The organism is Streptococcus oralis (assembly GCF_001578705.1).
Classification (GTDB): Bacteria; Bacillota; Bacilli; order Lactobacillales; family Streptococcaceae; genus Streptococcus; species Streptococcus oralis_J.
Genome location: NZ_KQ969037.1, coordinates 398,756 through 411,342, shown reverse-complemented (window position 1 = coordinate 411,342; position 12,587 = coordinate 398,756). Strand labels below are relative to the sequence as shown.

Here is a 12,587-nt window from a genome sequence, read left to right as displayed (position 1 = left end):
ACCTCATGCCACTTCCAGTTAGAAAATCCCTGCATGATGCGGTTTTACAGGCTTCAAAAGCTGATACTTGGGAACAAGCTACCAAGGAATGGAATGAAGTTTCCTTGATTTTTAATGGTATCGGCCGTAGTAATTGTATCTGTGGAAATGCGATTAAGTACGCTTACGAACTCTTTAACGGAGTTACAGGACAACGCCTCTTTCCGATTGGTAGCGATTGTGTTCGCCATTTTCATCGTATTAGCCTCGATCAGCAACTGGAAGAGGAAGACAAGCTTCTCAGAAAACTTGAAAACCTAAGCAGAAAGGCTCAGAAAAAGGAAAAAATCAAGGTCAATAAAAGCGACTTTGACGAACGACTTCTAAAATGGTTTTGGGAAAAAGGTGTTTTCAAGCCCAATCGTGGCAATCAATTCGCACCTGAGAGAGACTATCAGCTCTTCCTAGAAGTCTTCCAAGGCGGAAGTTGGACCAAGGCAGAGCCAAAGAAGAAGGCTCGTATGGAAGAAGTCCTTGAAAAGTGTATCAAACCTTTTTTACTTGGTAAGTCCGATGATCAACTTTACCTTGTCAAACTAGGCAAAGAGAAGATTGACTACGAGCAGCATTTACGGATTCAGGCAGAGAAGGAACGCAAGAAAAGAGATAAAATCGCCAAGCAATACGCTGACAATCTCATTCTTGCCATGGGGCCGGCAGAGCGTGCCTACCAAGATTATTTTGGCTTTACAGAAACCTTGACCCAAGAAGAACGAAATTGGGAAAAAATCCTCTTTGGTAAGAATAGAGACGAACGGGCTTTCAAGGCTAAACAAAACCAAAAGGAGCTGGAAAAGGATCAGCGAATTGCAAATCAAGATCCTATTGAACGAAAGCAGAAGCAAACTTGGCTTCTTAATTCCTATTTTCGTGATTTACCTGATGAAAAAGCTAGATTTTCTCGTCTCTTATTAGAATATCGAAAAAGTGGAGAAGTACGCTTTTCAGATGAATACTTATCTGAGCATCTCATCGACTTTTTCTACAAGATGAAAGCCTTTGAGTTTGAAATTGTACCAGAACAAGTCCGCGATTTTCTAAAAGAATGCCTTCAGGCAGAACAGCTATCATCTGCACAAGAAAGCTGGATTAGAGGAATTCTCCTTAATTGCCTTCACCCGTTCTTAAATAGGTTACTCATATAGAAAAAATCCTACCTTGTCTATGCATGGTAGGATTTAATTATCTCCGAAGATGTACTGGTAAAGTTGGACGACTTTCTGAAAACACTGCGTGTCCATCCTTGTTATTTTTTGAGCATTGCGCATCCGAAAATCAAAGGTATACAGTTGAAATGGATTGACAGCGCCATCTACCTTGTCCGACGAGACAGGAACGAGTAAGCCTTTTTCTGTCAAACGTTGTTGGCCATGAGTGATGGGACAGACAGCCACAAAACCAGTTTGCAAAGCATATTCTCTCCTAGACACAACCAAGGCAGGGCGCCGTTTCTGAATCTCCCGACCAATTGATGGATCAAAGTCCAGCCAAATGATATCCTGCTTTTCAGGAATATAGTCAGATTTCGCTACCAAGTGACCTTACCCCTTCAAAATCGTTTGTCATTCTCAAATCAGTAATCCCATCAAAAGGATCTTTCAGTTTTGGAGCTAAGACAATGACTCCGTCAATCCCTTTGTAGACAACCATTTCTTGACCTTCTGTCATACCTAAATTTTTAGGAATAGTCACAGTGAGCGAATTCCCCACCTTTCGAGTCTTTACTATATTCATTGCTCTACCTCCACGAAACCGTATATACAAAGTATATACCAAACAGCAAATTAAGTCAAGCACACACTTAGTTACATAAATTAAGTTATGTATTATAATGTAATTTTATTTTAGTCAAAGCCTGTGCAAAAGTACCTAATTTATGATAGAATAGATGATGAGAAAGAAAACGTTTTATTACGTTTTTTTAGTCGGAAGGGGAAATGTTTATGGCTACTATTCAATGGTTTCCGGGCCACATGTCAAAGGCTCGGCGACAAGTTCAGGAGAATTTAAAATTTGTTGATTTTGTGACGATTTTGGTGGATGCTCGCCTGCCTTTATCTAGTCAAAACCCTATGTTGAACAAGATTGTGGGTGATAAACCCAAACTATTGATTTTAAACAAGGCAGACCTAGCTGATCCAGCAATGACAAAAGAATGGCGTCAGTATTTTGAATCACAGGGAATTCAAACACTGGCTATCAACTCCAAAGAGCAAGTGACTGTAAAAGTTGTGACAGATGCAGCGAAAAATCTCATGGCTGATAAGATTGCACGCCAGAAAGAACGCGGTATCAAAATTGAAACCTTGCGGACCATGATTATCGGAATTCCAAATGCAGGCAAGTCAACTCTCATGAACCGTTTGGCTGGGAAAAAGATTGCAGTTGTCGGCAATAAACCAGGTGTTACCAAGGGGCAACAGTGGCTCAAAACCAATAAAGACCTTGAAATCTTAGACACACCAGGGATTCTCTGGCCTAAGTTCGAAGATGATGCTGTCGCACTCAAACTAGCCCTAACAGGAGCGATTAAAGACCAGTTGCTTCCTATGGATGAAGTGACCATTTTTGGTCTCAATTATTTCAAAGAACATTATCCAGAAAAGCTAGCTGAACGCTTCAAACAAATGAAGATAGAAGAAGAAGCGCCTGTTATCATCATGGATATGACGCGCGCCCTCGGTTTCCGTGACGACTACGACCGTTTTTACAGTCTTTTCGTGAAGGAAGTTCGTGATGGAAAACTCGGCAACTACACCTTAGATACATTGGATGATATCGATGACGACGATTAAAGAAATCAAGGAACTTCTTGCTACTGTCAAAGAATTAGACGATTCCCTTTTTCTTGAACTGGAAAAGGATACTCGTTCTGGAGTTCAAAAGGAAATCAACAAGCGTAAAAAAGCCATTCAGGCAGAACTGGATGAGGATCTTCGTTTGGAATCTATGCTTTCCTATGAAAAAGAGCTTTACAAACAAGGATTGACCCTAATAGCAGGTGTTGACGAGGTCGGTCGTGGTCCTCTGGCTGGACCTGTAGTCGCTGCAGCCGTTATTTTACCAAAAAATTGTAAGATTAGAGGCCTCAACGATAGCAAGAAGATCCCCAAAAAGAAACATTTGGAAATTTATCATGCTGTTCAAGATCAAGCCTTGGCAATCGGTATTGGTATCATGGATAATCATATCATTGACCAAGTCAATATCTACGAGGCGACCAAACTAGCCATGAAAGAAGCAATATCCCAGCTCAGTCCACAACCTGAGCACCTTTTGATAGATGCCATGAAACTGGAGTTACCAATTTCACAAACCTCCATTATCAAAGGAGATGCTAACTCCCTTTCTATCGCAGCTGCATCTATAGTGGCCAAGGTGACACGGGATAATATTATGAAAGAATACGATCAGCAATTTCCTGGCTATGATTTCACGGCTAATGCAGGCTATGGAACAGCTAAACACCTAGAAGGACTGGAAAAATTAGGTGTCACCCCAATTCACCGAACCAGTTTTGAACCAGTCAAAACACTGGTTTCAACTAAGAAAGACAAGTAAGAGGAAATGATTATGGAGGAACAGTCAGAAACACTCAGTTCCAAGAAAGAATTTGCCTTTGCCTCAAGCACCATATTATCCCAAGTTGGACGAGGAATCATTGTTGGTCTCGTCGTCGGGCTAATCGTCGGATCTTTTCGTTTCTTAATCGAAAAGGGCTTCCACCTGATACAAGGACTCTATCAAGATCAAGCGCACCTAGTGCGCAATCTTTTTATCATTGGTCTATTTTATGTATTCGTTTACTGGCTCAGTGCGAAACTAACTCGGTCAGAAAAAGATATCAAGGGTTCAGGAATTCCTCAAGTCGAAGCCGAACTAAAAGGACTCATGGCTCTTAACTGGTGGAGTGTCCTCTGGAAAAAATATGTCCTAGGGATTCTTGCTATTGCCAGTGGACTTATGTTAGGACGAGAAGGGCCAAGCATTCAACTTGGAGCTGTTGGTGGTAAAGGTATTGCCAAGTGGCTAAAATCTAGCCCAGTTGAAGAACGTTCCCTGATTGCCAGTGGAGCTGCTGCAGGTTTAGCCGCTGCCTTTAATGCACCAATCGCAGGTCTCCTCTTTGTTGTAGAAGAAGTCTATCACCATTTTTCACGCTTTTTCTGGGTCTCAACTCTAGCAGCCAGTCTCGTAGCAAACTTTGTCTCACTACTCATATTTGGACTAACACCTGTTCTGGATATGCCAGACAACATTCCTCTCATGACCCTAGACCAGTATTGGATTTACCTGGTTATGGGGGTTTTTCTAGGACTCTCTGGTTTTCTCTATGAGAAAGCTGTACTCAATGTTGGTCGAATTTATGACTGGATTGGTCAAAAAATCCATTTGGATAAAGCTTATTATCCAATCCTAGCCTTTATCCTTATCATACCAGTCGGGATTTTCTTGCCACAAATTCTTGGTGGTGGAAATCAGGTCGTTCTTTCTTTGACTGAGCAAGATTTTAGTTTTCAGGTTCTATTAGCTTACTTTTTGATTCGCTTTGTTTGGAGCATGATTAGTTATGGAAGTGGTCTCCCAGGAGGAATTTTCCTTCCCATTTTGGCGCTTGGTTCCTTACTTGGTGCCCTAGTCGGTGTCATTTGTGTCAATCTTGGGCTTGTCAGTCAGGAACAATTCCCTATATTTGTCATTCTGGGAATGAGTGGCTACTTTGGGGCAATATCCAAGGCTCCCTTAACCGCTATGATACTCGTAACCGAGATGGTTGGAGATATTCGCAACCTCATGCCACTTGGCTTAGTGACCTTGGTTGCTTACATCATCATGGATCTACTCAAGGGTGCTCCAGTATACGAGGCTATGCTTGAGAAAATGTTGCCAGAAGAAGCGACAGACGAAGGAGAAGTAACTCTTATCGAAATCCCTGTTTCAGATAAAATAGCTGGTAAACAAGTCCATGAACTCAACTTACCACACAACGTCCTCATCACAACCCAAGTCCATAATGGGAAAAGCCAAACCGTTAATGGCTCAACCAGAATGTATCTGGGCGATATGATTCATTTAGTCATTCCAAAAAGTGAAATTGGAAAAATAAAAGATTTGTTGTTGTAGTAGTATTATTACATAATTTAAATTATGTCTATTACATTCTCGAATTCTTAATAAATTACATTAGAAAACCGATTCTCGCGCAGAGATCGGTTTTTACTTCTTGTTTCGTTAAAATTAATTAAAATATTGTATAATAAGAAAAAGGAGAACAACTTAAATGAACAATTCTGGCACTAAAAAAAGTCATAAATGGCTATTAATCATTTTGTCACTTGTAATTATCACAGCAGGAGGTATATTTATGTTTAGCATGTTAGGGAAATCCCAAGAAGAGCGTCGAAATAGAGAATATGAAGTTAGTCTGGTTGAAACCTTAAAAGATAGTTATGAGGGTATTGAAAAAATTAGTTTTTCTAATGCTAACTACACAAACCCACCAGGAAGTTGGACTTGCGTAGTTGAACTATTTTTTAATGAGAAAAGTATAAAATATAAAATTAATTATTCGAAAAAAGATAAACGTATTTCTGACATATCTTTAGAGAGAGAGAACAGAAAAGAGGATCGAGATTTTTTGAATAGTCACTCGGGAAAGACAAATAAACTCACAAAAGTTATTTATTCAGATGGTTCAGAAGGAGAATATTAATGGTATACACTTATACTGATAAACAACTCAATGAATTAAATCACGGAAAAAATGTTTATAGTGTAAATTCTGAATATGCTGAAAGGGAAGTTGAAAAGAAAGTTGTAGCCAAAATAGATGATAAGTTATCTTCGGATGAAACCAACACTATAACCACCTCAGATGGTCAAGAATTCCGTGTCGTTGCCACTAAGTCTGACCCAGTATCGGGATTTGATGCAGTATCTGTGACAATTGACTTGATTTTCTCTATTCTACTGTTATTTATCTTTTAATTATAGTATAATAAGGAAAAGGAGAAAAGCTTAAATGAACAATTCCAGCACTAAAAAAAGTCATAAAAGGCTACTAATTGTTTTGTTAGTTTCATTCATTACAGCAGGAGGTATTTTTATGTTTTCTATGTTAGGAAAATCTCAAGAAGAGCGTCGGAATAGAGAGTATGAAGTTAGTTTGGTGAATGCTTTAAAAAATTCCTATGAAGGGATTGAAGAGATTAAGATTACGGAACCTTATTATAGTGAGAAGCCAGGATCATGGTCTTGTGATATTGAAATAAAGTTCAGTGATAATCAAATGATAACTTATGGAATTAATCACAGATTAACTTATAAAGAAAACCACGATGGCCTTATGAAAGGAAATACTGATGAAGAAATTAATCAACAATGGTTAAAACTAAAAAAACACATTGGTAAAACAGAATCTACTGTATTAGTGCAATATTCAAATGGTGAAACAGGAGAACAATAATGACATTTAATTATACTGATAATCAATTGAATAATTTAAATCAAGATTTTGCTGTTTATAGTGTTAATAAAGAATTTTCAGATAGAAATAAAAAGAAATTTGTGACAGCTATTCCAAAAAATGAAAATGAAACCAACACTATTACCACCTCCGATGGTCAAGAATTTCGTGTTGTTGCGACTAAGTCTGACCCAGGAACTGGTTTTGATGGACTGGCAGTTGCACCTATTGTCAACGGCGAACCGGATTATAAAAGTATAGCTGTGATTGCTGCAGGAACTGATCCAGATAGCCCTACTAAAATTGATGTCGTAACTGCAATTGCAGAAAGAGAGACATCTATATCACCTCAATATTTTGTAGCCGATCGATTTGTAAAAGAGATTATGGACGATCCTAGATATGAAGTCAGTCAACTATCAGGCTATTCACAAGGTTCATACATGTTGAAGGTGGGAGCTAAATACCACATCCCTACAACCACCTTTAATGCTTGGTTTTTTTATCTTTCACTTTCTAATGAAGAAAAAGCATTTATTGATAAAAATCCAGCTATGTTTATAGATTATCGTAAAAAGTCTGATAATGTTGTGGTTATCAATGATTTCAATCACCCCGAATGGTTTAATAAATCCTTCTTAAAAATGCCTGATACAATATACTGGCTTGATGGTGCTAGCCATAAAATTGAGGACTGGGAGTTTGATCCTGTAACTGGTCAACTTGTAGATGGTAAAGGAGGGAAACCCTTAATCAGTGGTGTTTATCGAGCATATGCCAACAGTCTCCGAGGAATGGCTCATTACAAGGACTTGAAGTCAAAATGGTTATCAGGTGGTATTAGTAGTTCTGAGGAAATATACTTAGATGCAGCTCAGGGTTCTATCTTATCATCATCTATGGCTACAGCAGCAAGAACTGGAGCTGATGAAGTGAGCGCCTTAGCCAAAAAAGCCAATCAGGAATTACAAGAAATTTGGTCAAAAATCGACTTTACGAGCTATACAGCCTTAGCTCCCTATGAGGTTGAGGCCCTTTTTGCTAGCCAAGGTATCACTCAAGCACAGTTTATCGATACTTTTCAAGCAGAAACAAAACAAACAGTCACTAAGATGGATGATTCTGCCCAAGCATTTGAAAATTTGGATCAACAATTACAGGAAGTTATCGAAAAAACAGTAGCAACAGACAAGCAATTAGCCAAGGAGTTTCGACAATGGAAAGAAAAGATGTAAAATGGGAAGAAATAAGAGAGAAAGAAAGAGAACTATTTGCTCTAGAAGACCAATATTATCAAGAAAAGAAGAAACTCGATAACAAAGCACTCGATCTAGACGAACGAAATGCAAACTTAGAAAAACTGATATCCGAAGAAGTAGATAAAATGTATCATATTTTGAGAAAATTTGAGACAAGTGCTGATGATGTTAGAGACTACTTTACAGAAATAGAAAATATGAGACACTTTTCAGATCAGGTATACAGAGAACGTAGAATTAAACTCGAAGATGAGAGAGAAAAATACGATAACGAGTTTCGCAAAAAAAGAAATGATTTAGACGAAGAATTTCACAAACTAAGGAGAGATTATGCAAGCGCCAATGAATGAATACTACACTGATGAAGAATATCAATATGCACTGAAACAAATGTATCGAATGATGGAAAGAAACCGAATTATTACGGAAGCAAGATTAGCAATATCAGCAAAAAATAAATTAAAAGAAAACTTTAATATGGCAGCTGAAAAAATTGCTACAGAAACCAAATCAACCATCACAAGCATAAATAGCCAAATGGACACTGCAATTAAAGGTAAAGTTCGCAAGAGTCTTGAAGCAAAGATTCCGAATATGTTACTCAAGTATGATGAAATTTAATAAAGTAGTTCAGAATAAATGGAATAAAGTTAGACTTCTGTTTTTAAGTTTCTTATAACATCTTTCCGAAAAACTATAATTTTCTTGAAAAATATACGAGTCTATGCTATACTACTAGTAGACTTATATATGGAGAGAACACATGAAACGTGAGATTTTACTGGAACGAATCGACAAACTAAAACAAATCATGCCCTGGTATGTCTTGGAATACTACCAATCAAAGCTTGCTGTGCCCTACAGTTTTACAACCTTGTACGAATACCTCAAGGAATACGATCGATTTTTCAGCTGGGTTTTGGAGTCTGGTATTTCAAATGCTGATAAAATGTCTGATATTCCTTTATCTGTCTTGGAAAATATGTCTAAGAAAGATATGGAAGCTTTTATCCTATATCTACGTGAACGTCCATTGCTGAATGCCAATACAACCAAACAAGGTGTCTCTCAGACGACCATTAATCGGACCTTGTCGGCACTTTCTAGTCTTTACAAGTATCTAACAGAGGAGGTTGAAAACGACCAGGGAGAACCCTATTTCTATCGTAATGTAATGAAGAAAGTTTCAACCAAGAAAAAGAAAGAAACACTTGCTGCTAGAGCTGAAAACATCAAGCAAAAACTCTTTCTAGGTGATGAAACAGAAGGTTTTCTGACTTATATCGACCAAGAGTACCCACAACAACTCTCAAATCGCGCTCTCTCGTCATTCAATAAGAACAAAGAACGTGATTTGGCCATTATTGCCCTTCTCTTGGCATCTGGTGTTCGCTTATCTGAAGCTGTTAACCTGGACCTAAGAGACCTTAATCTCAAAATGATGGTCATTGATGTCACACGTAAGGGGGGGAAACGTGACTCAGTTAATGTCGCTGCCTTTGCAAAACCTTATCTAGAGAATTATCTAGCCATTCGAAATCAACGTTATAAGACGGAAAAGACGGATACAGCACTCTTTCTGACCTTATACCGTGGCGTTCCCAATCGTATTGATACTTCTAGCGTTGAAAAGATGGTTGCTAAGTACTCTGAGGACTTTAAAGTCCGTGTAACTCCCCACAAACTCCGCCATACCTTAGCAACCAGACTCTATGATGCAACTAAATCGCAAGTTTTGGTCAGCCACCAATTAGGACATGCCAGCACGCAAGTCACTGACCTCTATACCCATATCGTAAATGATGAACAAAAAAATGCTCTAGATAGTTTATAGAATACATAAAATTATTTATGTAAAATATAACTCATAAAAAGAAGCTGGTCATACAACCAACTTCTTTTCTTTTTATCCCACTACTGCTTCAGCGATTTCTTCACGGCTAATACCAGCAAAGTAGCGTGTAATATCAATAGTTTCTAGAGCTTTAAGGACATCTTCGCGTTCGTATTTTACTCCACGAAGGACATCTTCTACAGCTGCAACGTCTTCGATACCGAAGAAGTCACCGTAAATCTTGATGTCTTGAATTTTTGATTCAATGACATTGGCAAAAACTTCAACCTTACCACTAGTGAATTTTGTACCACGACGGACGTTAAATTCAGGTGATTTACCGTAGTTCCAGTCCCAAGTACCGAACTTGGTATCCTTGATACGATTGATTTCGGCCAATTCTTCCTCAGAAAAAACGTATTCAGTCATCTCTGGGTACTCTTTTTTCATGTATTCCAATAGCAAATCACGGAATTCTTCAACTGTGATTTTTTCTGGTAATTCATTGACAATATTGGTTACACGGGCACGGACGGATTTCACACCTTTTGATTCAAATTTGTCTTTTGAAACCTTGAGGGCATTAGCAAGGACTGACAAATCAACGTCAAAGAGCAAGCAACCGTGGTGCATGATACGCCCATTGATATAGGCTTGGGCATTGCCACAGAATTTTTTTCCATCAATCTCAAGGTCATTACGGCCTGTGAACTCAGCTTTAACGCCTAGTTGAGCCAAGGTATTGATAACTGGACTTGAGAAGCTATTGAAGTCAAAGGCCTTGTTTTCATCTTCTTTTGAAATGATGGTGTAGTTGAGGTTGTTTAAATCGTGATAAACAGCTCCACCACCACTGATACGGCGGACTACCTCAATGCCATTTTCTCGAACATAATCACGGTTGATTTCTTCGATAGTATTCTGGTGACGACCAACAATGATAGAAGGTTTGTTAATCCAAAGTAGGAAGATTTGATCCTCATCCAAAAGGTGTTTAAAGGCATATTCTTCCAAGGCGATATTAAAAGCAGTGTCGTTTGAATGATTGATAATGTATTTCATAGTATTTCCAAAAATTTAGTTTTTAAATTCTGTTCATAGCAATCAAATTTTCTAAAGTGGTAAAAAGAAATGTAACGTGTTATCGTTACATTTCTCGGAAAAATTGAGACAAGAGGCTCAATTTTTAGGCATGGAACTCTAATAGAGGTCGCTGCCGTCCGTACTACTTTAAGAAAATTTAGTTGAAAATCTTATTTATTTTTTCTTAGGTGAATGGATAGCCATTCCTAAAACATCTGCAAATGCTTCGTACATCACTTCAGAGTAGGTTGGGTGTCCGTGGATGGTCTTCAGCATTTCCTCAACAGTGATTTCCATTTCGATAATGCTTGATGCCTCGTTAATCAATTCTGCGGCTGCAGGACCAATGATGTGCACACCAAGGATTTCTCCGTATTTCTTATCAGCGATAACTTTTACGAAACCTTGAGCCGCATCTGATGCAATAGCACGGCCGTTCGCTGCAAAGTTGAATTTACCGATGGCTACATCGTATTTCTCACGTGCTTGTTCTTCAGTTAGACCTACTGCTGCTACTTCAGGAAGAGTGTAAATGGCTGCAGGAGTCAAGTTAAGTTTTGCCACAACGTGGTTTCCTTTAAGTGCATTTTCAGCAGCAACTTCACCCATACGGAAAGCTGCGTGCGCTAACATCTTGGTACCATTGATGTCACCTGGTGCATAGATACCTGAAACAGAAGTTTCCATGTATTCATTGACCTTGATACGTCCACGATCCAATTCAAACTCAACATCACCAATTCCTTCAAGGTCTGGCACACGACCGATTGAAAGAAGAGCTTTGCTAGCGATGATATCGTCTTTTCCTTCAACCTTGATACGAAGTTGACCATTTTCTTCGATGATTTCTTGCAATTTTGTACCTGTCAAGATGGTCATACCTTTACGCTCAAGAATCAAGCGAAGATTCTTAGAAACTTCCGCATCCATAGCTGGAACGATACGGTCCATCATTTCGATAACAGTCACTTTTGAACCAAATGTCATGAATGCCTGACCAAGTTCGATACCGACAACGCCACCACCAATGATTACGAGGCTTTCTGGCACTTCGTTCATTTCAAGAATGTCATCACTGGTCATCACAAGTGGAGATTCCATACCAGGAACGTTAATTTTGCTAACCTTTGAACCACCAGCAAGGATAATTTTCTTGGTTTCAAGCAATTCAGAACCATTTACCAAGACATTCTTGTCTTTAGTAATAGTACCAACACCCTTATGAACAGTAACTCCGTAACTACGAAGAAGACCTGCAACACCACCTACCAAGGTATTAACAACTTTAGATTTTGTTTCTAAAAGTTTGTCCATATCAACAGTGAAGTTTGGATTTTCAATGACGATACCACGATTTGCTGCATGACCGATGTTTTCGATAATTTCAGCGTTGTGAAGGTAGGTCTTAGTTGGGATACATCCACGGTTCAAGCAGGTTCCACCGAGTTCAGATTTCTCAACAAGGGCAACCTTACCACCGAGTTGAGCAGCTTTAATAGCTGCTACATATCCAGCAGGACCACCACCAATCACAACGATATCAAAGGCATCATCGCTCTTACCATCGTCGTTTGAGGCACTAACTGCTGGAGCCGGGCTAGCTTCTGGCGCTGCTACTCCAGCTGTTGGGATGTTTTCCCCTTCTTCACCAAGGTAACCGATAACTTCAGTTACTGGAACAGTTTCACCATCTCCTTTGAGGATGGCAATCAAGTATCCATCTTCTTCGGCTTCCAATTCCATGCTGACTTTGTCAGTCATGATTTCCAAAAGGATTTCTCCTTCTTTTACAAATTCACCGACTTTTTTATTCCATTGGACGATTTGTCCTTCTGTCATATCCACGCCGGCTTTTGGCATAATTACTTCTAAGGCCATGTCTTACTTCCTTTATCTAAAACTCTAA

At 38.9% G+C, this 12,587-nt stretch carries 15 protein-coding genes; 11 read left to right on the top strand and 4 right to left on the bottom strand.

Translation table 11 applies throughout. From position 1 onward, the window contains the following. The first annotated feature begins 5 nt into the window (after positions 1-5). Positions 6-1,184 (top strand): hypothetical protein, encoded by a 1,179-nt coding sequence (locus SORDD05_RS02040; RefSeq protein WP_061416872.1) that lies wholly within the window; start codon positions 6-8, stop codon positions 1,182-1,184. A gap of 33 nt (positions 1,185-1,217) precedes the next feature. Here SORDD05_RS02040 and SORDD05_RS02035 read toward each other — a convergent pair whose 3' ends face one another. Beyond that, positions 1,218-1,574 carry a type II toxin-antitoxin system PemK/MazF family toxin gene (locus SORDD05_RS02035; RefSeq protein ID WP_061416871.1) on the bottom strand — a complete coding sequence of 119 codons (357 nt, stop codon included), beginning with the start codon at positions 1,572-1,574 and terminating at the stop codon, positions 1,218-1,220. Then, positions 1,558-1,773, bottom strand: coding sequence for a type II toxin-antitoxin system PemI/MazE family antitoxin (mazE, locus tag SORDD05_RS02030; RefSeq protein ID WP_061416870.1), 216 nt, complete (start codon positions 1,771-1,773; stop codon positions 1,558-1,560). The genes SORDD05_RS02035 and mazE overlap by 17 nt, the downstream gene beginning before the upstream one ends. Before the next feature lie 209 nt (positions 1,774-1,982). Here mazE and ylqF point away from each other — a divergent pair, with 209 nt between their 5' ends. From ylqF to xerS, 10 genes are all read left to right on the top strand, one after another. Then, positions 1,983-2,834: a ribosome biogenesis GTPase YlqF gene (gene ylqF / locus SORDD05_RS02025; protein WP_061416869.1), complete on the top strand. Its 852-nt coding sequence runs from the start codon at positions 1,983-1,985 to the stop codon at positions 2,832-2,834. Then, positions 2,821-3,600 carry a ribonuclease HII gene (locus tag SORDD05_RS02020; protein ID WP_061416868.1) on the top strand — a complete coding sequence of 260 codons (780 nt, stop codon included), beginning with the start codon at positions 2,821-2,823 and terminating at the stop codon, positions 3,598-3,600. Before ylqF ends, SORDD05_RS02020 begins: the two co-directional genes overlap by 14 nt. A gap of 12 nt (positions 3,601-3,612) precedes the next feature. Next, a complete protein-coding gene (locus SORDD05_RS02015; protein WP_061416867.1) occupies positions 3,613-5,163 on the top strand; it encodes a ClC family H(+)/Cl(-) exchange transporter in 1,551 nt (516 codons plus the stop codon). Positions 5,164-5,320: 157 nt separating this feature from the next. Continuing rightward, the gene (locus SORDD05_RS02010) at positions 5,321-5,752 is read left to right on the top strand and encodes a hypothetical protein (RefSeq protein ID WP_061416866.1); all 432 of its coding nucleotides are present in this window, start codon (positions 5,321-5,323) and stop codon (positions 5,750-5,752) included. Then, on the top strand, positions 5,752-6,027 hold the full coding sequence (locus SORDD05_RS02005; RefSeq protein ID WP_231077312.1) for a hypothetical protein: 276 nt from the start codon (positions 5,752-5,754) through the stop codon (positions 6,025-6,027). The genes SORDD05_RS02010 and SORDD05_RS02005 overlap by 1 nt, the downstream gene beginning before the upstream one ends. Before the next feature lie 34 nt (positions 6,028-6,061). After that, positions 6,062-6,505 carry a hypothetical protein gene (locus SORDD05_RS02000; RefSeq protein WP_061416865.1) on the top strand — a complete coding sequence of 148 codons (444 nt, stop codon included), beginning with the start codon at positions 6,062-6,064 and terminating at the stop codon, positions 6,503-6,505. Further along, positions 6,505-7,740 carry a hypothetical protein gene (locus SORDD05_RS01995; RefSeq protein WP_061416864.1) on the top strand — a complete coding sequence of 412 codons (1,236 nt, stop codon included), beginning with the start codon at positions 6,505-6,507 and terminating at the stop codon, positions 7,738-7,740. The genes SORDD05_RS02000 and SORDD05_RS01995 overlap by 1 nt, the downstream gene beginning before the upstream one ends. Further along, on the top strand, positions 7,722-8,114 hold the full coding sequence (locus tag SORDD05_RS01990) for a hypothetical protein (protein WP_061416863.1): 393 nt from the start codon (positions 7,722-7,724) through the stop codon (positions 8,112-8,114). The genes SORDD05_RS01995 and SORDD05_RS01990 overlap by 19 nt, the downstream gene beginning before the upstream one ends. Further along, on the top strand, positions 8,095-8,385 hold the full coding sequence (locus SORDD05_RS01985; protein WP_038805249.1) for a hypothetical protein: 291 nt from the start codon (positions 8,095-8,097) through the stop codon (positions 8,383-8,385). The genes SORDD05_RS01990 and SORDD05_RS01985 overlap by 20 nt, the downstream gene beginning before the upstream one ends. Before the next feature lie 142 nt (positions 8,386-8,527). Further along, positions 8,528-9,598: a tyrosine recombinase XerS gene (xerS, locus tag SORDD05_RS01980; protein ID WP_061416862.1), complete on the top strand. Its 1,071-nt coding sequence runs from the start codon at positions 8,528-8,530 to the stop codon at positions 9,596-9,598. A gap of 72 nt (positions 9,599-9,670) precedes the next feature. Here the strand turns inward: xerS and SORDD05_RS01975 are convergent, their stop codons facing one another. Together SORDD05_RS01975 and lpdA are read right to left on the bottom strand one after the other, a co-directional pair. Continuing rightward, entirely contained in the window at positions 9,671-10,660 is a 990-nt protein-coding gene (locus tag SORDD05_RS01975; RefSeq protein WP_061416861.1) for a lipoate--protein ligase, read from the bottom strand. A 195-nt stretch (positions 10,661-10,855) separates the two neighbouring features. Further along, on the bottom strand, positions 10,856-12,559 hold the full coding sequence (lpdA, locus tag SORDD05_RS01970; protein ID WP_061416860.1) for a dihydrolipoyl dehydrogenase: 1,704 nt from the start codon (positions 12,557-12,559) through the stop codon (positions 10,856-10,858). Positions 12,560-12,587 lie beyond the last annotated feature (28 nt).